Here is a 20,084-nt window from a genome sequence, read left to right on the forward strand (position 1 = left end):
CAAAATTACAAATGTAGTTAATAAAAAAGTTGCGGTTTTAATCCTTCCGCTCCCTCTTCACAACCGGTGCTACCTCTCTCGCGACCCTCTTGACGCTGAAGAGCGTGAGCGCGTCCATCCTCTTGAGCTGGGCTAAAAGGCAACCGCTTATTCTGACGTCTATGTACTTCTTCGCCTCCATCGCGGTTTTGAGGAGCTCCCGCATGCTCTCCGCCCTCTCGAAGTCGAGACCCGCTTTCTTTAGTCTTTCCACGTTGAGCTCGTGAACCGTCAACGGCTGTAGGTGCATCTCGTCTATTCCAAGCGAAGATGCCAGCTCGGCTATCCTCGGTATGTCCTCGTCGTTTATCCCGGGCATGAATATTGTTCTCACAACCGAGCGGACGCTCTTATCGCTCCCGACTATCCTCAGCGCGTTGACGACGGCATCGAAGGTGTCGGCGTTCGTAATTTTGAGGTGCTTTTCGCGCGTCGAGGCGTCGAGGCTTATCATCACCATATCGAAGTCCAGCTTGCTCCACAGTTCCTCGGTGAGGAGCGAGCCGTTCGTCTGCAGGTCGAGCCTCGCCTCCGGAAACCTCTCGCGGAGCATTCTGTTGACCTCCACTATCCGTTTGCTCAGCAGTGGTTCCCCGTACTGCGAAACGGTTATCGCCTTCGGGTTCTCCCAGCCATAGTAGCCCGGTTTTGGCGCCTTTCCGAGCTTCACCGCGACGTTCGAGTAGCAGAAGATGCAGTCGTGATTGCACGCTGGAGTAAGCTCGTAGCTCGGGTGGTGAACGGGGTTCGGATTGCTCAAATCGAGGCCCTGGCAGTATTGACAGTGACTCGGGTGGAGCATATCGTCAACGAACTTCTTTAGAAGCCTCGCCTCTTCGTTCTCCAAAACCTGGGGCTCGACGCCCATCTTCCTCGCGAACTCCTCCCAGCTGTACCTCATCCTCTCACCGGCCGGAGCGGAGAAAAGGGGCTTAAAAAGGTGATTGGTCAGAGAAGTCCCCTGAGCTGAACCCCCTCGAAGACCGGGCCGTCCCTGCACACCAGGTATTTTCCGAGGTTGCAGGAACCGCAGACGCCGATTCCGCACTTCATGTAGCGTTCCGCCGAGACCTGGACGTTTTCGTAGTCCATGACCTTGAGCACAGCTTTCAGCATCGGCTCCGGACCGCAGGCGTAAACGCCGTCGAACTCTTCCTTTCTCTCCGCTAAGACGTCCGTTGGGAAGCCCTTTCTACCTGCAGAGCCATCGTCTGTGGTGATTACAACTTCGTCCACGTAGTTTTCAATGTCGAGTAGCGCCAACTCTTCCTTCGAGCGGGCGCCGTAGATTAGGGTTATCCTCTCGAACTCATTTCTCCAGGCCTTTGCAAGTGCGTAGAGCGGTGGAATCCCGATTCCTCCAGCGACGAGCGCTACCCTTCTCCACTTCCTCTCGAAGCCCCTCCCGTAGGGCCCGCGAACCCAGAGCCTTTGGCCTTCCTCCAGCTCGAAGAGCTTTGAGGTGAAGGGCCCGACGCGCTTGACGACGAGCAGGTCCTTCCACGCCAGACTGAAGGGCTTCTCGCCGACTCCGGGAAGCCAGACCATGACGAACTGCCCCGGCGTGAAGTCGAACCCCTTCGAGAGCCTGAAGGCCCTGACGTCCTTCGCAACCTCCCAGGTTTCCCTCAGCTCAACCACGCTGTACATCCAAACGAACCCCCTCCGGCTTTCCTACGATTTCATCTTCCTCCATAACGACCCTTCCGCGGAGAATCGTCATTACAACCTTCCCCTTCAGCTTTTTTCCCTCCCATGGGCTCCATTTAGCTTTGGTGTAGAACTCCCCCGGTTTGACCGTCCACTCCCGCTTAAGGTCAACGACCGTAAAGGTCGCATCATTTCCGACGGCGAGGTCCCTGCCCAGGATTCCGAAGACCTTAACCGGGTTGTTGTGCATCTTCTCCACGATGTCAAAGATGCTAATCATCCCCCTGTTCACCGCATCGAGGAGGAGCGCAACCTCTGTCTCGAGCCCCGGGATTCCTGCCGAGCCGTTTCTCTTGTCCTCGAGCGTGTGGGGTGCGTGGTCGCTCGCTATTATCGGAATCCGCGAGAAGTTCTCCCAGAGCGCTTTAACGTGCTCCTCCGTCCTCAGCGGGGGGTAGACCTTGAGGAGCGGGTTCCTCTCGTAATCCTTTTTCGTTAGGAACAGGTGGTGAGGAGTGACCTCGAAGCTCACCCAGGGGAGGTTTTTCCGGAGTATGGCTTCAATTCCCCCTTTCGTTGAGACGTGGCAGATGTTGAGGGGCTTTTTGAGTCTCTCGGCGCTTTCAAGGGCCCGCTTTACGGCAACTTCTTCGACCTCGGGTGGCCTCTCGGGCTTCTCCTGAATTAGCCCAGCATCTTCCGCGTGGACGCTCAGAATGCCTGGTGAGCAGGAATAATCCCTCTCAAAGTTCTCCGAGTAAATTCCACCCGTCGATGCTCCCATGAAGGCCTTGTAGAAGTCTGCCCGGGCTTTTTCGGCCTCTTCACAGTTGTTCCTTATCAGAAAGCCGAGGGCGTAGTCGGCGTAGGCCTTCCTTCTGAAGAGCTCAAGGCGCTTCTCGAAGGTCTTGGAGTCCATAACGGGTGGCTTCGTGTTGGGCATGTCAAAAACGGCCGTGATTCCCCCGTGTATGGCCGATTTCGTTCCGCTTTCAATTGTTTCTTTGTTCCCCTGCTCGAAGTCCCTGAGATGAACGTGAGTGTCTATTAAACCTGGTAGAATGAGGTACTGGGACAGGTTGATTCGCCTTTCACCGGGGATTTCACCGGTTTTTATGGCGGATATCCGCCCCTCATCGATTCCCACACTGCCGGTGATGACCTTTCCACCCACTACTAACTTGCCGACCAAAACGAGCTCGTGCATTGAAGCCCGCACGGGGTTTTTCTGACCGGGGTTTTAAGATTTTTGATTCTGAAATCGGGTGCAGATACTTTTTCCGGGTTTCTATAGTCCTGATAATTGGCCAAACTTTTATTTGCTCGTAATTAATCCCCTAATCCTGTAAACTTGGGTGTTCTGTATCGCATAGTTTAGTTCGTGCCTGAGATTTCGGTTGATTTTGGATAGCTCCATTGTCCTCTGAGTTGCATTCTCGTTCCTTTTACAATAACGTAACCCTTAAATAGGGCTCGAATGTATAGCTTCATGCCATTATACGCCGTATGTGGCAACGTTGCCAAAAAGTGAAGGAGGCAGTGGAGTATGAATAGGAAAGCCCTAAGCCTGTTCGTTATGGGCTTGATGTTGTTTAGCGTTTTCTTGGTTGCCAAGCCAGCGAGCGCCCAGAGCGTCCAGGGAGACAAGCTTAAAATCGTGTACCTTGCCGCTCAGGGCAGTCTCTTCATGGGTGTCTTCAACCCGTCCCCGAGCGGAATGACCGACGTCTACACCAACCGCATCTGGTACTTCCTCAACGACCCGATGGTTGTAATGGGTCCGGACGCCCAGAGGCACGACTACAGGTGCCAGCTCGTTGACGTCAAGTACAACGTTCAGGTTCCTGAGGACGCAGTTATCTGGAACGGAACCCAGAAGCAGTGGGTTAGCCCCTACGCTGGCGAGACCGCCAAGAGTGCCATAACCTGGAAGTGCGGTCTCGGAACCTGGGTTGACGGCCAGAAGATAACCCTCGCCGACTACCTCTTCGACTACGCCATGACCTGGGAGTGGGCCTATCAGAACGGCAAGGACGACAAGTACTACGACGAGCAGTGGGGCAACAACCTCCAGGGAACCCTTAAGAACATAATGGGTCTCAAGGTTGACAAGGTCACCGACGACTACATCGAGTACACCGTCTACCAGGACTACGTCGTCCCGTACAGCAAGTGGGCCACCGCCCTTAACTTCGGTGTCAAGCCGAGCGTTCCGTGGGAGCTCTACAACGTTATGAGCGAGATGGTTGCCAACGGTGTTGAGGACAAGGCCTTCTCCTGGAGCGAGCAGCCGCAGAACGGTTACCAGATTGATATGATTGACCCGGACCAGATGAAGTACTTCAAGGCCGAGGCTCAGGCCATCCTCAACAGCGGAAAGCTCATCCCCGTCTGGCTCGAGACCGTTAAGCCGGTTCTCCAGAAGTGGGGCATCACCGAGGACCAGGCTGGACTCACCACCGACATGGCCAAGAAGGGTTATGAGGCCGTTATCAGCTGGATTGACAAGTACAACAACGCCATAATCGGCGACGGTCCGTACTACGTTGAGAAGTACGACCCGAAGGCCATGACCGTTGTTCTTAAGGTCGCCGACAACAAGAGGATTGGTTATCCGGGTGAGGTTAACGGTAAGAAGCTTCCGTGGGACCCGTACTGGAAGGAAATCGACATCTACGGAAGCCTTAACGACGACACCGCCATCCTCGCCGTTGCCAAGGGCGAGTACGACCTCTACTGGTACGCCAGGCCGTACAACAAGCTCGCCAAGGCCCTCCAGGAGTACGGTAACAACCTCAACCCGATTAAGACCATAGCCGTTTGGTGGGCCCTTGACCTCAACCTCGTCGGTGACCCGCAGACCGGTCTCGTCAACTCAAGTGGAACCGAGAAGTTCAACCCGTTTGCGCTCCGTGAGGTTAGGTACGCCATGAACTGGCTCATCAACAGGCAGTACATCGTCAGCCAGATACTCCAGGGAAGCGGTGCTCCGATGTTCGGTCCTGAGGTCAGCGGTCAGGTCGACGCCTACGCCAGGATAATGACCGTTGCCAAGGCTCTCGGCTTCACCCCGCAGGGTGACGAGGCCTACGCAATCAAGATGATTGACGACGCCATGAACAAGGCCGCCCAGAACCTCAAGGCCAAGGGATACACCCTTGAGAAGAAGGACGGCATCTGGTACTTCAACGGCGAGCCTGTTACCGTCAAGGTAATCGCCCGTGTTGAGGACGAGAGGCTTGATGAGGGTAAGTACGTTGCTCAGGTTCTTCAGAAGGCTGGTTTCAAGGTTGACCTCCTCCAGTGGCAGAGGAGCCAGGCCAGCAAGACCGTCTACCTCAGCGACCCGGCCACCCTCCAGTGGAGCGTCTACACTGAGGGTTGGGTCAGCAGTGGAATCCAGGACGTTGCCAGCCTCGCTTGGGACTACTGGTTCTTCGACATCTACGTCGACCCGAACTGGGGTACCGACTACCACAACCCGATAACCGTCGGTGACATGGTCAAGGTCATCGCCGGTGGCGACCTCAACAAGTTCATCCAGGAGCTCAACCTCAAGTACTACAACACCCCGGACAAGCTCAAGCCACTCCTTGACTGGACCGGCTACGACCTCGCCAGCCTCCTCGCCTACGCCAAGTGGACCGGACCGAACAACGACACCATCAGGCTCCAGGACCTCAACCAGTTCTGGGACCTCTACACCCTCGCCTACGCTGTCCACGCCTACAACGCTCCGCGTGTCTACACCGCTGAGACCTGGAACTTCTTCCTCACCAGCAAGAAGATAAAGGTCGAGTTCGTTGACCCGATAAGCGGTGTCGGTAGCTTCATCGCCGCCAGGTCAATCGAGCCGGCCCAGACCCAGACCACTACCACCTCAAGCACCCAGCAGACCACCACTACCAGCAGCAGCCAGCAGCAGACCACTACCACCAGCCAGCCGACCACCAGCACCAGCCAGCCCACCTCAAGCACCTCGAGCACTTCAAGCGGTGGCGGAATCTGTGGTCCGGCCTTCATAGTCGGACTCGCCGTCCTGCCACTCCTCCTCAGGAGGAGGAAGTGATTTCCTTCCCCTCTTTTTCTTGTTCCCTTTGATGAACACCCCTGTTCTCGTGTTCAAAATGTGTACATTTGTGCTCGTTTTGGGGAAAACTATTTAAACTTTAACTGGCACGTAAAAGTTGACTTCATGGAGAGCCAGTAGTATCGTTGCTGGAGGGGATAGAATGGGGATGAGCTTTGGAAAGTACGTGGCGTACCGTCTGGTAAACGCTGTGATAATCCTCTTCCTGGCGGTTCTACTGATGTCCGCCCTCTTCACGAAACTCGCGACAATCCAGTTGACTGACCAGGTAAACTCCGAGGTTCAGCAGTGGGTTAGAAGCTACACCCAGACCCACCACGAGAAGCCCACCGAACAGATGATTGAACAGTACAAGCAGTCCAGGATTCACTACTACCACCTTGACCAGCCGTACTGGAAGCGGACGTGGGAATACGCGATAAATACGTTCACGTTCCATTGGGGTCAATCGTTCCAGAAGGTGTTTGGAACGACGGTCATAGTTGACCAGATTAAGACCGCCCTCGCAAGGACAATACTCCTGTTCACGACGGCTGAAATCCTGGTTATCATAATCGGTCTTGCACTCGGTATCAAGAGCGCCCGCAGTCCAGGAAGCCTGCTCGACAGAACGATATCCATCCTGGCAATGGTCACCACGAGCCTTCCGATGTGGTGGCTTGGAATGCTCATGATACTTATCTTCGTCGTCTACCTCGGCTGGCTACCAATAACCCTGTACTCGCAGGTTGAAGTCTCAGGCTGGACCAACATACTCAAGAAGATGAGCCTCCCGGTTCTCACCATAGTCATAAACCTCTTCGGTGGCTGGGCCTGGACCACAAGAAACATCATGATTGGAACCATGCAGGAAGACTTCATCATGGTTGCGAGGGCCAAGGGTGTTCCGGAGAGGAAGATTATCTACGGCCACGCCCTCAAGGCAGCCGCTCCGCCGATTATCACCATGGTCATCTTCGGTCTCATAGGCTCCCTTGGTGGTGCTATAATCACGGAGATAGTCTTCAACTGGCCGGGAATGGGACGTCTCTACTACGAAGCACTCCAGCTCAACGCAGTTAAGACCATGATGGCACTGAACTACATGTTCGCAATGATGACCGTCTTCTCGATGGTGCTTGCGGACATACTGTACGCGTACCTCGACCCGAGGGTCAGGATTGGTGCCGCTGCCCGCTCGTGAGGTGGTGTAAATGAGATGGGTTGATTTCAAGGACAGCGTCAAGAGGTTTTGGAGCGATTTCAAGCACCAGAAGAGTGGAATGTTCGGATTATTTTTCCTCATAGTCCTCATAGTCCTTGCAATCGCCGCTCCTTACATTACAAGTCCAAACATACCCAAGGAGTGGCAGACCGGAACCGCGTGGATTACCAACCCAAAGAACGCGCCTCCCTCCTGGGAGAACTACTTCACAAGCGAGAAGAGGGCCACTCAGGTTGAGTACACCGAGAAGAACCTGCACATAGTGAAGACCGAGAACGGCAGTTACACGGTTTACAAGATGACGTTCACGTACGATATGAACTATGATGTACCGCCCAAGGACATAGTCATTACCGGACTCAACTCCACCGCCACCAAGCCCCAGGACAACCCTGTCGTTACGATGTACGTTGAGAGACCCAAAGAGGACGGCCTCAAGTACAACACCATGATGCTCCTCCACAACACCCAGCTTCCGTCAAGCGGTGTCATCCAGCTCGCCTACACCCAGCAGGTTAAGAGCCTCATATTCTACTGGCTCTACGAGAACGGTGTCTTCAAGATTCCGATGCAACTCCCGGACAGCCTCCCGATGGACATGAAGCTCATGTACCTCACCCAGCAGATTCAGATGAACTCCACCCTCTACGGTTACTTCCAGTCGATGGACCCGATGAGGGTCATCTTCGGTAAGATGACCGACAACGGAAAGCTCCGCCCGCTCGACCAGATAATAAACTCACCCGAGCCCCTCAAGGGAACCTACAAGTTCACCATAGTTATCACCGCCCCGAGTTACGTTAAGGTTGACTTCAGCAACTTCAAGGTTGCAATGGTCGGTAGAACTTATGGTCTCCTTGGAACCGACCAGTATGGAAGGCCCATAGCCATAGGCCTCCTCTGGGGTATCCGCGTTGCCCTTGCGATTGGTATATCGGTTTCAGTCAGTACCGTCCTCATCGGAATCCTCGTTGGAGTTACGAGCGCATACCTTGGAGGATGGGCGGACGAGGCAATACAGAGGTTCACCGAGTTCATGATGACCCTGCCGGTGCTTCCGATGCTCATCCTGCTTTCGCTGTACTTCGGAGGCAGGATTTCGCTCAAACAGCTTGTCTTCATCCTGGTGCTCTTCGGATGGATGGGAACCACCAAGGTCGCGAGGAGTATGGCGCTCCAGATTAAGGAGCAGACCTACGTTGAGGCGGCGAGGGCCCTCGGTGCGAGCACCGGAAGGATAGTCTTCAAGCACATAGTTCCACAGCTCCTCCCGTACGCGTTCGCAAGCATAGCCCTCAGCGTTCCGGGAGCTATCCTCAGTGAGGCCGGTCTGAGTTTCCTTGGCCTTACGAGCAACAACATGATTACCTGGGGTCAGATGCTCAACAACGCCAACGCCAACGGTGCTACACTCAACGGCTACTGGTGGCAGGTCATTCCGCCCGGACTGGCAATAGCCTTCGTCGGACTGATATTCGTCCTGATTGGTGTCTCGCTCGACACCGTGCTCAACCCGAGGCTCAAGCGCGCGTGAGGTGGTTTAGATGACTAAGAACGTCCTTGAAGTTAGGAACCTCAAGATGTATTACTTCACCAGCAAGGGTGTCGTCAAGGCCGTTGACAACATCAGCTTCGACCTCAAGAAGGGAGAAGTGCTTGGACTTGCCGGAGAAAGTGGATGTGGCAAGTCCTCCCTTGGTTTTACCCTTTTGGGTATGCCCACCCCGCCAGGAAAGATAGTCGACGGAAGCATCAAGATTGACGGCAGGGAGATAGTCGGTCTCCCCGAGGACGTCCTCAGAAGGGAAATCCGCTGGCAGAAGATTTCGATGATATTCCAGGGAGCAATGAACGCCCTCAACCCGGTTTACACCATCGGCTTCCAGATGACCGAGCCCCTCATATACCACAAGGGCATGAAGCAGGAGGAGGCCCTTGACAGGGCCCAGAAGTACCTTGAGCTCGTCGGTCTTGACCCGGAGATAGTCTACCGCTACCCCCACGAGCTCTCGGGTGGTATGAAACAGCGTGTCGTCATTGCCATGGCCCTCCTCATGGAACCGAGCGTCGTCATAGCGGACGAGCCGACGACGGCCCTTGACGTTATCGTCCAGGCGCAGATTATCAACCTCATGAAGAGGCTCAAGAAGGAACTCAACCTCTCGATGATATTCATCACCCACGACCTCAGTATCCTTGCAGAGATTAGCGACAAGGTCGCCATCATGTACGCGGGTAAGATAATCGAGATTGGAGACAGCGAGAAGATTTACTACGAGCCGGCCCACCCGTACACCCAGAAGCTCCTCGCGGCAATACCGAGGCTTCACGAGGACGTTGAGAGGCTCGAATTCATCCCAGGACAGCCACCCAACCTCATCAACCCGCCGAAGGGCTGTCGCTTCCACCCGAGGTGCCCCTACGCGATGGACGTTTGTAAGGAGCAGGAGCCCGAGCTGAAGGAGATTGATAAGGACCACTACGCGGCATGCTGGTTGCTGTGAGGTGTTGAGAATGGCCGAGCCGATACTCAAGGTTGAAAACCTCAAGAAGTACTTCCCGCTCAAGAGGGGCTTCCTCGCCGGTCTGCGCGGTGAGCCTCAGCGCTTCGTTCACGCGGTTGACGGAGTCAGCTTTGAAATCTACAAACAGCAGGTCTTTGCACTCGTCGGTGAGAGTGGCTGTGGTAAGTCCACCACAGGAAGGCTCATAGTCAAGCTCCTCGAACCGACCGACGGTAAGATTTACCTGGAGGGCGAGGACGTCACCGAGATTAAGACCAAGGAGGAAATCCTTGCCTACAGAAGGAAGGTTCAGATGATATTCCAGGACCCGTTCGCCTCACTCAACCCGCGTTTCAGGATTTTCGACGTCCTTGAAGAGCCCCTCCTCATTCACGGCATCGGTGAGACCAGGGCCGAGCGTGAGGAGCTCATCTACAAGGCCCTTGAGATGGTCAAAATAACGCCTCCGGAAGAGTACGTCGGCAGGTTCCCGCACATGCTCTCCGGTGGACAGAGACAGCGTGTCGCTATTGCAAGGGCCCTCATCCTGAACCCGACGTTCATCGTTGCGGATGAGCCTGTGTCGATGCTTGACGTGTCGATTCGTGCGGAGATTCTCGAGCTCATGAAGAACCTCAAGGACAAGATGGGCGTTACCTACCTCTACATTACCCACGACATGTCAACGGCAAGGTACTTCGCTGACTGGATGGCGGTCATGTACCTCGGTAGAATCGTCGAAATGGGCCCTGCTGAGAAGGTCATTGACAACCCGCTCCACCCGTACACCAGGGCGTTGCTGGCGGCGGTTCCCGAGCCGAAGCCCGAGAGGAGAAACGTCATCAAGGAGCTCCCGATTAAGGGTGAGGTCCCGAGCGCCGTCAACATTCCGCCGGGATGCAGGTTCCACCCGAGGTGTATCTACGCCAAGAAGGGCCTCTGTGACGTTGAACACCCGAAGCTTATCGAGTACGAGCACAACCACTGGGCAGAGTGCCACCTCGTTGGCAAGTTCTGACCCCTTTCTTTTTTCTCGGTGATGCCCATGAACGAAGCCCTCAAAGTGTTTCTGAACTCAAGGCTTGTTATGGCAGGCTTCATAATGATACTGCTCGCCATGGTTCTGTCTGCAATAGCCGTCTTCCAGACCGGACATCCTTCTTACTCCTCAAGCGGAACCCTCGGTCCAGGTAATCACACGCTCGGCAACGATACCTTTGAAGGCCACTACTTCTACTACAACAGGAGCCTGTCCCTCAGCTCGAAGAACGCAACAGTCCAGGTTTCGTGGGGCAACTTCACGGCCGTGTATAACATAACCGGAAACGCCACCTTCGTCCCGACCGACAGGCCCGAAGTAAGGGTTATTAACGGCACCGTCACCTACACATACAGGGCGAAGGCGATAAGCTACCCCTACTCCGACCTCGCAATACCCGCGGCAATCCTTGCCTTCGCCGGCACCGTTGTCCTGTGGGTTGGATACACCCACGCCCTCAGGGGGAAGAGGAAATGAGGGAGCTTGACTACAACTCCGTCGTCGAGATAATCACGGCCTTTATCCGGGAGAAAGTGGACGAGGCGAGAGCGGAGGGCGTCGTGATAGGGATAAGCGGGGGCATAGACAGCGCAACAACGGCTTACCTCGCGGTTAGGGCCCTCGGGAAGGAAAAAGTTCTCGGTCTAATAATGCCCTACTACCAGAACCGGGACGTTGAAGACGCTAAACTGGTTTGCTCCTCCCTTGGAATCGAGTGCAGGGAGATAAACATAAGGCCCATCGTTGACTCGTTCGTTTCTCAGCTCGGCTTCCAGCCCGACAAGAGGAGCCTCGGCAACATCATGGCGAGAACGAGGATGGTTCTCCTGTACGCCCACGCCAACGAGAGGAACCTCCTCGTCCTCGGAACCAGCAACAGGAGCGAGTTCCTCACCGGCTACTTCACCAAGTGGGGCGACGGGGCGAGCGACTACGCACCCCTCATAAACCTCTACAAGACCGAGGTCTGGGAAATAGCGAAGCTCGTCGGCGTTCCCGAGAGGATAATCGAGAAGAAACCCACCGCCGGCCTCTGGGAGGGCCAGACCGACGAAGACGAGCTTGGCATAAGCTACCGCCTCCTCGACGAAATCCTCTGGCGCCTCGTTGACCTGCTGAAGGACAAGGAAGAAATAGCCGAAGAACTTGGCATACCAATCGAGCGGGTCGAATACGTTGAGAACCTCGTTAAGAGGAGCGAGCACAAGCGCCGTTTGCCACTGGGTCCGAGCTTCTGAGGTGAGCCGATGAGGCGCGGTTACCTTCTCGTTTTTCTTTCCGCTTCAATGTGGGGAACCCTGGGAATCTTCGCCACCTACATCTACCGCTACGGCGTCGATTCCTTCACGATGGTCTTCTGGCGCGTTCTCTTCGCTCTGATAATTCTCGGAACCTACATCTCGCTCTTCCTGCGCGAGAACCCCTTCACGCGCGAGAAGCTGTGGTTCTACGCGGTTTACGGTCTCGTTGGAGTTTTCGCCTTCTACACCCTCTACTTCTACACCGTTAAAATCTCATCAGTTGGCTTCGCGGTTCTGCTCGTCTACACAGCCCCAGCTTTCTCGGTAATCCTCGGCAGGTTAATCTTCAAGGAGCCGGTGATAACCGAGAAGGCGATAGCCCTGGCGATGGTCCTTGCTGGAGTTCTCCTCGTCGCCGGCAACGTTGACTTCAACGTGAGCCACTTGGCCTTGCTGACCGGCATAGCGACCGGCTTCACCTACGCCCTCTACGGAGTCCTCGCCAAGTTCGGCGTCAGGAACGAGAGGCCCGAGAGGGTTCTCTTCATGACCCTGCTCTTCGGCCTGTTCTTCCTCGCCCCCTTCTCTAAGTTCTCCGTTCCGAGGGGGGCGATTCCCTACCTCCTCGGCCTGGCTTTCTTCCCGACGTTCCTCGGCTACACCCTCTACAACCACGCCCTTAAGGAGGTCGAGGTCAGCAGGGCCAGCATAGTTGCGACCGTTGAGCCGGTGGTGGCGATAGTTCTCGCGTACATTCTGTTCGGCGAGGCCCTAACGCCACTCCAGCTCCTCGGTGGGGCGCTCATAATAGGGGCATCAATCCTCGTGCACATGAGGGAGGGAAAGAACTGAGAAGGGCTCAAACGTAGAAGTACCTCTCGAGCTCCCACTCGGTAACCTTCTTGGTTTCAAGCGGGAGTTCCCTGCTTTCGAGGTAGGCAACGTACTCGCTCCACTCCCTTTCCTTGTAGGCGATGAAGTTATCGTAGGCCTCTCCGAGCGCCTCCCTGACAACCCTGTCCTTCTTCAGCTCCTCCAGCGCCTCTCCGAGGCTTCCAGGAAGGGTCTCGATTCCCGCTTTGGTCCTCTCCTCATCGCTCATCTCGTAGACGTTGGTCTCGACATAGGCCTCTGGCTCGAGTTTCCTCTTGATTCCGTCGAGTCCAGCCAGGAGTATCGCCGAGAAAGCCAGGTACGGGTTGGCGCTCGGGTCCGGACAGCGGTACTCTATCCTCGCCCCGTTGCCCCAGAAGGCCGGGACACGGATTAGCGCGCTCCTGTTCCTGTAGCCCCAGCTGATGTAGACCGGAGCCTCATAGCCCGGAACGAGACGCTTGTAGCTGTTCACGGTCGGGTTGGTCAGGGCCGTTAGTGCCTTCGCGTGTTCCAGTATTCCGGCTATGAAGTGCAAAGCGGTCTCGCTCAGCCCGTCCTCGCCGATGAAGGCATTTTCTCCGTCCTTCCAGAGGCTTATGTGGAGGTGCATTCCGTTGCCGGGGTAGCCGTAGAGGGGCTTCGGCATGAAGGTGGCGTATAAACCGCGCATCTCGGCGATGGCCTTGACGACGTACTTGAAGCTCACGATGTTGTCGGCGGTCTTGAGGGCCTCGTCGTAGCGGAAGTCAATCTCGTGCTGGGCCTTTCCGACCTCGTGGTGGAGCACCTCCGGAACGAGGCCAAAGGCCGGCATGTAGAGGGCTATCTCCCTCCTCAGCTCTCTGGCCTTGTCGAGGGTTACGAGGTCGAAGTAGCCCCCGCTGTCGGGTATGTGGAGCTCCCAGGTTCCGTTCTTCTTGAAGAGGTAGAACTCCGGCTCCGGCCCGATGTATGCCTTGAAGCCGGCTTTCTCAAGCTTTTCAAGGGCCCTCCTGAGAACTCCCCTTGGGTCGGCCTTGTAGGGCTTCCCGTCCTTGTATATGTAGCCGTAGACCCTCGCTATGCCCTCCCAGGGAACCTCGGCGTAGGTGCTCGGGTCAGCCTTGAATATGAGGTCGCTGTCCTCTATGCCCTGGAACCCGGGAATCGAGGAGCCGTCGAAGGCTATGCCCTCCTCGACTGCCTCCTCGTACCTCGCTATCGGGACTTCCATTCCCTTTGGAACGCCGTTTATGTCAACGAATATGAGCTGGAGGAACCTCGGGCCCTTTGCGCTGACGCCGAGGAGCTTTGCACTTTCGTTCATTTTTTCCTCACCTCATTGTTTAAACGTTCAATTATTTCCGGCTACTACTGAACGAATACACCTAATTAACCCTTTCTCTTGAATTTTTGAATGCCTGACGAAAACGGGCCGGAGAGTTTCATCGTCTTGACATAATAATGGACATTTTTGGGTTGGTGAATTGAACTTTTGACATTAAAATGCCAAACAACGTTTATCTGCCCCGGCTCGAATTGACACCCGTATGAACCCTGAAAACGCCCTCCTAAGGGAAATCTATCGCATAAACAGCCACCTTCCTGCGAAGAGGCCAACCCTCGCCCAGCTCATATCTGACAGCGAGCCGTCTGTTAAGCTACGGGACGGAAGCGTGCACTCCTTCCGAAAAACAGAGCTCGAGAGGATTAAGGGTCTTCTTGACCCCGGCGACGAGGAGAAACTGCTCCTCCCGATAGTCCTTGAGATAGTGAGCGACTTCAGGGGCTACTTCAGAGTCAGGGGAAAGGTCGCGGTCAAGGTGATAGACAGGCTCCTCGGCTCCTACGACCCCCTTGACGAGCCCGAGGAGAGGCTTTACCCAAGGTACCTGCTCCCCAGGGTGAGGAGAGAGTTGCCGACGACCACAACCTACGCATTCATAGCGGAGTGATGGGTATGGACGACGACAGGAAGGTTTTCCTTAACTATCTCGCCTTTACCGTTCCCCACGTCACGGTTTTCGCCGGGGCGGTCTTTGGAATCCTCGTGCTCCTCGGCATAAAGACGTCGCTCGCCCTCGGAGTCTTCGCCCTCCTCTACGGGGTGATGCTCCTGGCCATAGCCCTCGTCGCTAGGGAGCACTTCTCCGGCCTGGGACTCTATCACCTTTACTTGGCGTTCTCCGTGTTTCTCCTGGTTACGGGCCTATTTCTGTTATATCGCGCCCTCGTGCACAGCTGACGTCTGATGGGTAAGTTTAAATTCGAGGGCGCCTTATTATCTGGGGTGGTGATTGTGAGACGGGCACTCCTGCTCATTGCGCTCATACTCGTTTCGATGTTCCTTCCGTTTACCAGCGCCCAGTTCGGGACAATCTCAGTGACGGGCTCGATAACCGTCGTGAAAGGCGATTACAGCAGTGGTACCCTTCTGCTAACGAACAACGCCGGCGTCGTTTATTCCGTTGTTAGTTATCAAAGCTTCTGGGTCGAGGACTCCAATGGAAACCGCGTCGAGGGATTCAACTTCACGATGTTCCCGAGGGTCTTTCCCAACTGGGGCAGGGGACAGAACAAGACGGTAAAATACAACCTGACGGTGTCAGACGACGTCCTTCCTGGCAACTACACCCTCTACCTTCGATTCATAGCGACCTACTCCGGAGACGTTTACATACTGAAGGCCAAGGTTCCCGTTGAGGTTCTCGCGTCTCCCCTGACCTTTACGAGTGCATACTCCTACGTTCCCGGCCGAGGGGATGTCCCCTACGTCTTCCTCGGGGAGAGCGTTACCGTTTACTCTCACGTGATTAACATTGGCCACTTCAACGTTACTGTTAATGTTTTCTCAGCCCTTCGCAGTGGGGACAGGGACTATTCCGTTGTTTCCAAAAACGTGACCATTTCCCCGGGGGACACCCTGATAAGGCTCTCCCTGCCCGTCGGATGGGACTATCCGGAGGGGAACTATACCCTCATATACCGCGTTTCATACGGCAACCAGGAGTATACCTACACCAAGAAACTCACGGTTTCCCTTGGCGTCAGGCTCGTTGGAGTCTCGGTTGAGAAGGAAAGCGTCCTGCTCAACGATACCCTGAAGGCGTACGTTACCCTCATTTCTGAAAGGAAAATCAACGCCACGATTTCCTGCGTTGCGGTGGTCAACGGCACAAAACCCTTCGCCACAAAAACCAAGGAGGTAGCACTCTCCCCTGGCACAAGTGTGGTTCAGCTATCCCTTCCTACCTCCGAGCCAGGAAATGTATCTGCAGTCATTGGTCTATCTGTTCACGGTCGCTCCGGAGGAAACGATACCGTTCACTACACCGTTTACGCTCCCCCTTCAATAGGCTCCCTGAGTGCAAAGCTACTGAACTCGACGCTTGAGGTTAATGCACTGCTCCTGAACCCGACTCCCGAGACTGTTAGTGGGACGCTTGAATACAGGGTTCTCGCCAACGGGACTTCTCTCTATTCCGACGTACTCGATGTGACGATACCCCCTGGTAAAAAGGAGCTCTCCTTCAAGTTTAACGTTCCAAAGGGCGTAAACGTTACATACTCCTTCAAGCTCAACGCCCTTGGAAGGGTCAGCGTCAAGGAAGGTAGCCTCTGGGTTCCGGCGCCAAAGCCTAAGCCGTCCCCATCCGCTACATCATCCGCAACAACGGTTCCTGAATCGAACACCACATCCACAACAGGCGGAACCGGCAATGGGGGCTTCCCCTGGTGGCCCGTTGTTGTGATACTCATCATAGTGGCCGTTGCGTTGGTGTTCTACTATCAGAACCAGCCCAAGAAGAGGAGAACCCGGAAAGCTCCGAAGCGTCGCTCACCCCTCGGGAGGTTCAAGAGGCCGAAACCGCCGAAGTTCCATGAAAGGGACTCCCTGCCCAAAAAGAAGTGACCAAACCTTTTTATTCTCCCTTTTCTACTTCCTTACGGCGAGGGGGTCGGGGGCTCTCGGGGCACTCCCGAGGAAGTTCCGCCCACCGCACCGGGGCCGCGGTGCCGTAAGGCACCTCCCGAGAGGGAGGGCAACGGCGCAGAAACGACACGGCCCCCGGGAGATGTGAATGACGCGCGCGAAGGGCTCGGCGACGGGCACCGAGCTAACCCGCAGACAATCCCGGGGGATGCGGTGAAACGGCCGTCCCGCGGGGTGCAAGGCCGACGCTGGGGCGATGAGTTCCCGGTGCGAGCCCCGTGGTAGGCCGCTCAGTCGAATGCCCCCCTTGACACAGAAGGCGGGCTACGACCCCCTCGCCAAATCAATAGCTGAAGCGAGCAGAATTAGGGCGCCACCTATAACGGTTCTAACTCCCGGCACCTCTCCAAAGACCAGGAACGCGTAGACTATCGCGCTCAGCGGGTCGAGGTAGCTCAACAAAGAGGCGTCCTTGACTTCAACCTTCTTCAGCCCGTCCATGTAGAGGTAGAGAGCTAAAACCGTGTGGACTAAAACGAGAACCGCTATCGCCCACCAGACCGGGCTCCCAACGTTTTCAACGGCCACAAAAGGGATTAAAACGACGGAAGCTATCGCCAGCTGGAGGAAGGTCAAGCTTTCGCCGTCAACGCCCCTCAGGAACCTGCCGAGGTTTGGAATCAGGGCGTAGAAGAGCGCCCCTAAGAACGCGAATACGATTCCTGTGAAGTCCCTGTCGGAGAGGCTGATTCTCTGGGAAGACGCTATGAGGAGCAGTCCTGTGAAGGCTATCGCAAGGCTCAGAACCTTTCCCGCGTCGAGCCTTTCGTTGAGGAAGCGCCACGAAATCAGCGTCGCCAGAACAGGGGCGGTGTAGTAAACGAGAACCGCGTTCGCTATGGTGGTGTAGTTGAAGGCCGTGAAGAGGAAGACCCAGTTTAAGGCTAACGCAGTCCCGAGCGCGAGCAGGTGATATGGCCTCTCTCTAAGCTCTCTCAAAGCGTTTCCGAGCTTTCCCCTGAAGTTGAGGATTGGGAGGAGGACGAGGGCTCCAAGCGAGACCCTCGCGAAGGCTACCCCTAGACCCGAAAGCCCCGAGAGCCTGCCGAATATTCCGACGCTCCCCCATATAAGCATCGCGAGCGCTATCTGGACCTTTCCCCTGTTCATAGCGAGCTCTCCCACTCCTCGTACGCTTCCTCGACTTCCTCCTTCCTGAACTCCGGGACGGCGTCCCTGAAGGGGTTGAACTTTTCAAGTTTCCCCTCATCGGGGCCGATGTAGGTCGTTATCAGCCCGACCTTGGAGTGCAGGCTCGACGGCAGGCGGAGGATTCTCTTTACATCGACCGTAACGCGCCCGTCGAAGTAGGCCTTGGAGAAGGTGCTCGATATCGAGAAGAGCCTTATCAGCGTTTTGTAACCGACTCCGCTCGGGAAAGAGGCGAGTAAACCCCTCTCGACGAAGCTCCTGACGATTCTCTCCCGGTTTTCATCGCTCAGAATTCTCCTAGCCAGTCCCTTCTTTATCCCGGCGCTTATCAGGTGGTTCTCGTTGGCCCTCTTTATGAAGTAGCCGAAGCGAAGCCTAAACACCCTGAAGTAGCCACTCGACAGCATAATCCTCCTGCTCATCACGTCCTCGTAGGTTACTTCCTCCGAGGCGCTGATGTAGGCTAAAATTTTCTCCCTGGCCTTGGCGTCGAGCCTCAACGCCCATTCGTCGAGAACCCTTATGTGGTAGCCCCTGCCAGAGTAAACCACGTGGACGTTCTCGAAGCCGAAGTCCTCCTTGAGAACCACCAGCGTGTCCCTCGCGAGTTCCTTCGCGTCCTCCAGACAGATTGGACACACCTGCCCGCTCGGGTGCCTGTCCATGCACCTCCTGAGAGGCAAATCTTTCGCGTCTATGTCGAAGACGAGCTCCGCTCCAAGCCATCCCTCCATCTGGGCCGGTTCGTGGTAGAGAGCAACGGAGGTGTAGATTGCGTAGGGGGAGGTGGCCTTAACGTAGTCCTCCAAATCTCTAACGTCGGCGAATACGTTCTTCCTGTCGCTCGGCCCCTCTCCGGTGTGGTCAAAGCCGAACTCGCGCTTTTCGAGGCTATCAATGATGAACTTCGGAATCCTCTCGGCCTTCCACTCGCCTTTATAGTAGAGCTCCCGCTCCTCCCGGCTGACCTCTCTGAGCAGTTCAGCCACTTTCCTCACCCCTTTCACCGGTTTCGCTCCGCTCCTCCCCCGCGAGCCTTCTCAGATAGTACGTCAGCGGGTTCTTGACTCCCCTGCAGTACCTGTCCGGCTTGCATAACTGGGGAGCGTTGGCCCTTATCTTGTCGCAGTTCGGCGGGAAGTACCACGTCGAGTTCCCACTGTCCTCGAGCGCTGGCTTATCGGTTAAGCCGAAGCCAAGGTGGTACCAGATGTTCTTAATCTCGTGGGGCTGGTCTTCGAAGAGCGGTGGCTTACAGCGGTTGCCTGCCTCGATTATAACCGGCAGAATCTCCTCCTCGATGACCCTTAAGTCACTTACGCAGTCCTTAACGCGGACGTCCTTCCTCGGTGGATTTGGACAGATGCGCGCGTAGCTCAGGAAGCTCGTTAGGAGAACTGTAATCGCGTAGTTCCTCATTCCGGCCGGGACACCCTTGAGGGCTTCCTTAACGCACGGTGGGAAGAGGTCGAAGCGGAGTGGCTTCGCGCCAACCTTTCCGAGTTTCTCGAGCCTCTCCTTAAAGTACTCGTTCGCCAGCTCCTCGAGCTTCTCCTTAAGCTCCTCGTAGAATTCGGGAAGTTCCTCCCTGACGTCAGCAAGAAGGCTGACGGCTTTATCGAAGCGCCTCTCAAAGGCCATCTCCCAGAGCTTTAACGCCTCGTCCCAGCGGAGGTAGGCGTATCCTTTCCTTACGTAAACCTCTTTCAGCGACCCCTCCCAGAGCTCGAGGAACTCGCTCAGGTGCATTCTGTACTTCAGCTTGAGCTTTTCTCTCTCCTCCTCTGGCAGGCTTTTGTCCATCGCCCTTTCCAGTATCTTTCTGTCCCTGTCGGGTATTCCCTCGGCCGGTTCAATCTTCAGAAGGCTCCCCTCCAGCGAGCCTTTCCTCTCTATTCTCGCGCGGTAGAGCTTCGCAGCTGCTTTCTTCACGAACTCGGCCTCGATGCCATAGGGAGAGAAAGCCAGCGCCCCGAGGAGGGCGTAGAATCTGAAAAGGTCTCTGAGTTCTTCGAGTGTGTCAACGGTTAGGAGTTCCTCGGGGGGTTCCTTTGATTTGAGCATCCACCTGACAAGTGAGAGGGCTTCATCTGGGCCTATGCTTGATGGAATTCTCTCGAGGAGCGTTAAAACATCGCCAAATTCACGCCTTATTAGTTCCTGCGCCTCCCTTCCAAAGGGGTCTGGCATGGTTTCACCTTGTTCCCACTTCACCGTTTTCAATAAAACGTTTCCGCCCCGGGGTGTTCCTTAGAGGTTTAATAAGTAAACCGTTGTAAATCTTCCATCAAAGGGGACTTTAGTTCCGTTATCTTC

General features: G+C 55.5%; 18 protein-coding genes and 1 other RNA gene. 12 read left to right on the forward strand and 7 right to left on the reverse strand.

Going from position 1 to position 20,084, the window contains the following annotated elements; genetic code table 11:
* Positions 1 to 37: 37 nt before the first annotated feature.
* From E3E28_RS04785 to E3E28_RS04795, 3 genes are read right to left on the reverse strand one after another with little or no spacing between them, the layout of a single operon-like run.
* Positions 38 to 940 carry a radical SAM protein gene (locus tag E3E28_RS04785; RefSeq protein WP_167914247.1) on the reverse strand — a complete coding sequence of 301 codons (903 nt, stop codon included), beginning with the start codon at positions 938 to 940 and terminating at the stop codon, positions 38 to 40.
* Positions 941 to 987: 47 nt separating this feature from the next.
* Entirely contained in the window at positions 988 to 1,689 is a 702-nt protein-coding gene (locus E3E28_RS04790; RefSeq protein WP_167914248.1) for a dihydroorotate dehydrogenase electron transfer subunit, read from the reverse strand.
* Positions 1,673 to 2,896, reverse strand: a complete 1,224-nt coding sequence (locus tag E3E28_RS04795) for a dihydroorotase (protein ID WP_167915210.1) — start codon at positions 2,894 to 2,896, stop codon at positions 1,673 to 1,675. The genes E3E28_RS04790 and E3E28_RS04795 overlap by 17 nt, the downstream gene beginning before the upstream one ends.
* Positions 2,897 to 3,235: 339 nt before the next feature.
* On the opposite strand from E3E28_RS04795, the gene E3E28_RS04800 reads away from it, so the two are divergent.
* The 8 genes from E3E28_RS04800 to E3E28_RS04835 all read left to right on the forward strand — a co-directional run bounded on the left by E3E28_RS04800 (position 3,236) and on the right by E3E28_RS04835 (position 12,619).
* Positions 3,236 to 5,758 carry an ABC transporter substrate-binding protein gene (locus tag E3E28_RS04800; protein ID WP_167914249.1) on the forward strand — a complete coding sequence of 841 codons (2,523 nt, stop codon included), beginning with the start codon at positions 3,236 to 3,238 and terminating at the stop codon, positions 5,756 to 5,758.
* A gap of 163 nt (positions 5,759 to 5,921) precedes the next feature.
* Positions 5,922 to 6,962, forward strand: a complete 1,041-nt coding sequence (locus E3E28_RS04805; RefSeq protein WP_342764471.1) for an ABC transporter permease — start codon at positions 5,922 to 5,924, stop codon at positions 6,960 to 6,962.
* 10 nt (positions 6,963 to 6,972) lie between these two features.
* A complete protein-coding gene (locus tag E3E28_RS04810; protein ID WP_167914250.1) occupies positions 6,973 to 8,517 on the forward strand; it encodes an ABC transporter permease in 1,545 nt (514 codons plus the stop codon).
* A gap of 10 nt (positions 8,518 to 8,527) precedes the next feature.
* Entirely contained in the window at positions 8,528 to 9,487 is a 960-nt protein-coding gene (locus tag E3E28_RS04815) for an ABC transporter ATP-binding protein (RefSeq protein WP_167914251.1), read from the forward strand.
* A gap of 10 nt (positions 9,488 to 9,497) precedes the next feature.
* Positions 9,498 to 10,505 (forward strand): ABC transporter ATP-binding protein, encoded by a 1,008-nt coding sequence (locus E3E28_RS04820; RefSeq protein WP_167914252.1) that lies wholly within the window; start codon positions 9,498 to 9,500, stop codon positions 10,503 to 10,505.
* 21 nt (positions 10,506 to 10,526) lie between these two features.
* Positions 10,527 to 11,003 (forward strand): hypothetical protein, encoded by a 477-nt coding sequence (locus tag E3E28_RS04825; protein ID WP_167914253.1) that lies wholly within the window; start codon positions 10,527 to 10,529, stop codon positions 11,001 to 11,003.
* Positions 11,000 to 11,764: an NAD+ synthase gene (locus E3E28_RS04830; RefSeq protein ID WP_167914254.1), complete on the forward strand. Its 765-nt coding sequence runs from the start codon at positions 11,000 to 11,002 to the stop codon at positions 11,762 to 11,764. Before E3E28_RS04825 ends, E3E28_RS04830 begins: the two co-directional genes overlap by 4 nt.
* A 9-nt stretch (positions 11,765 to 11,773) precedes the next feature.
* Positions 11,774 to 12,619: an EamA family transporter gene (locus tag E3E28_RS04835; RefSeq protein ID WP_167914255.1), complete on the forward strand. Its 846-nt coding sequence runs from the start codon at positions 11,774 to 11,776 to the stop codon at positions 12,617 to 12,619.
* A gap of 7 nt (positions 12,620 to 12,626) precedes the next feature.
* Here E3E28_RS04835 and glnA read toward each other — a convergent pair whose 3' ends face one another.
* On the reverse strand, positions 12,627 to 13,949 hold the full coding sequence (gene glnA, locus E3E28_RS04840; protein WP_167914256.1) for a type I glutamate--ammonia ligase: 1,323 nt from the start codon (positions 13,947 to 13,949) through the stop codon (positions 12,627 to 12,629).
* A 223-nt stretch (positions 13,950 to 14,172) separates the two neighbouring features.
* Between glnA and E3E28_RS04845 the strand changes: the two genes are divergently transcribed.
* The 4 genes from E3E28_RS04845 (at position 14,173) to rnpB (ending at position 16,895) form a co-directional block, all read left to right on the forward strand.
* Positions 14,173 to 14,577, forward strand: a complete 405-nt coding sequence (locus E3E28_RS04845) for a DUF61 family protein (protein WP_167914257.1) — start codon at positions 14,173 to 14,175, stop codon at positions 14,575 to 14,577.
* Positions 14,577 to 14,867 carry a hypothetical protein gene (locus tag E3E28_RS04850; protein WP_342764472.1) on the forward strand — a complete coding sequence of 97 codons (291 nt, stop codon included), beginning with the start codon at positions 14,577 to 14,579 and terminating at the stop codon, positions 14,865 to 14,867. The genes E3E28_RS04845 and E3E28_RS04850 overlap by 1 nt, the downstream gene beginning before the upstream one ends.
* A gap of 48 nt (positions 14,868 to 14,915) precedes the next feature.
* Positions 14,916 to 16,535 (forward strand): hypothetical protein, encoded by a 1,620-nt coding sequence (locus E3E28_RS04855; protein ID WP_167914258.1) that lies wholly within the window; start codon positions 14,916 to 14,918, stop codon positions 16,533 to 16,535.
* A gap of 37 nt (positions 16,536 to 16,572) precedes the next feature.
* An RNA gene (gene rnpB / locus E3E28_RS04860) (RNase P RNA component) lies at positions 16,573 to 16,895 on the forward strand.
* Here rnpB and E3E28_RS04865 read toward each other — a convergent pair.
* The 3 genes from E3E28_RS04865 to priL are packed head-to-tail and all read right to left on the reverse strand — an operon-like array spanning position 16,881 to position 19,958.
* Positions 16,881 to 17,726 carry a DMT family transporter gene (locus tag E3E28_RS04865; protein WP_167914259.1) on the reverse strand — a complete coding sequence of 282 codons (846 nt, stop codon included), beginning with the start codon at positions 17,724 to 17,726 and terminating at the stop codon, positions 16,881 to 16,883. The two genes, rnpB and E3E28_RS04865, sit on opposite strands and share 15 nt — an antisense overlap.
* A complete protein-coding gene (gene priS, locus E3E28_RS04870) occupies positions 17,723 to 18,757 on the reverse strand; it encodes a DNA primase catalytic subunit PriS (RefSeq protein ID WP_167914260.1) in 1,035 nt (344 codons plus the stop codon). The genes E3E28_RS04865 and priS overlap by 4 nt, the downstream gene beginning before the upstream one ends.
* Complete coding sequence (priL, locus tag E3E28_RS04875) at positions 18,750 to 19,958, reverse strand: DNA primase large subunit PriL (protein ID WP_167914261.1); 1,209 nt, start codon at positions 19,956 to 19,958, stop codon at positions 18,750 to 18,752. Before priL ends, priS begins: the two co-directional genes overlap by 8 nt.
* Between the last annotated feature and the right edge of the window lie 126 nt (positions 19,959 to 20,084).

The sequence above is a fragment of the Thermococcus sp. 21S9 genome (assembly GCF_012027635.1).
Taxonomy (GTDB): Archaea; Methanobacteriota_B; Thermococci; order Thermococcales; family Thermococcaceae; genus Thermococcus.

Bases quoted from the DNA above. Each gene is read 5' to 3' on its own strand.
- E3E28_RS04785 (WP_167914247.1), bottom strand. From the start codon at position 940: ATGAGGTACAGCTGGGAGGAGTTCGCGAGGAAGATGGGCGTCGAGCCC.
- E3E28_RS04790 (WP_167914248.1), bottom strand. From the start codon at position 1,689: ATGTACAGCGTGGTTGAGCTGAGGGAAACCTGGGAGGTTGCGAAGGAC.
- E3E28_RS04795 (WP_167915210.1), bottom strand. From the start codon at position 2,896: ATGCACGAGCTCGTTTTGGTCGGCAAGTTAGTAGTGGGTGGAAAGGTC.
- E3E28_RS04800 (WP_167914249.1), top strand. From the start codon at position 3,236: ATGAATAGGAAAGCCCTAAGCCTGTTCGTTATGGGCTTGATGTTGTTT.
- E3E28_RS04805 (WP_342764471.1), top strand. From the start codon at position 5,922: ATGGGGATGAGCTTTGGAAAGTACGTGGCGTACCGTCTGGTAAACGCT.
- E3E28_RS04810 (WP_167914250.1), top strand. From the start codon at position 6,973: ATGAGATGGGTTGATTTCAAGGACAGCGTCAAGAGGTTTTGGAGCGAT.
- E3E28_RS04815 (WP_167914251.1), top strand. From the start codon at position 8,528: ATGACTAAGAACGTCCTTGAAGTTAGGAACCTCAAGATGTATTACTTC.
- E3E28_RS04820 (WP_167914252.1), top strand. From the start codon at position 9,498: ATGGCCGAGCCGATACTCAAGGTTGAAAACCTCAAGAAGTACTTCCCG.
- E3E28_RS04825 (WP_167914253.1), top strand. From the start codon at position 10,527: ATGCCCATGAACGAAGCCCTCAAAGTGTTTCTGAACTCAAGGCTTGTT.
- E3E28_RS04830 (WP_167914254.1), top strand. From the start codon at position 11,000: ATGAGGGAGCTTGACTACAACTCCGTCGTCGAGATAATCACGGCCTTT.
- E3E28_RS04835 (WP_167914255.1), top strand. From the start codon at position 11,774: ATGAGGCGCGGTTACCTTCTCGTTTTTCTTTCCGCTTCAATGTGGGGA.
- glnA (WP_167914256.1), bottom strand. From the start codon at position 13,949: ATGAACGAAAGTGCAAAGCTCCTCGGCGTCAGCGCAAAGGGCCCGAGG.
- E3E28_RS04845 (WP_167914257.1), top strand. From the start codon at position 14,173: ATGAACCCTGAAAACGCCCTCCTAAGGGAAATCTATCGCATAAACAGC.
- E3E28_RS04850 (WP_342764472.1), top strand. From the start codon at position 14,577: ATGGGTATGGACGACGACAGGAAGGTTTTCCTTAACTATCTCGCCTTT.
- E3E28_RS04865 (WP_167914259.1), bottom strand. From the start codon at position 17,726: ATGAACAGGGGAAAGGTCCAGATAGCGCTCGCGATGCTTATATGGGGG.
- priL (WP_167914261.1), bottom strand. From the start codon at position 19,958: ATGCCAGACCCCTTTGGAAGGGAGGCGCAGGAACTAATAAGGCGTGAA.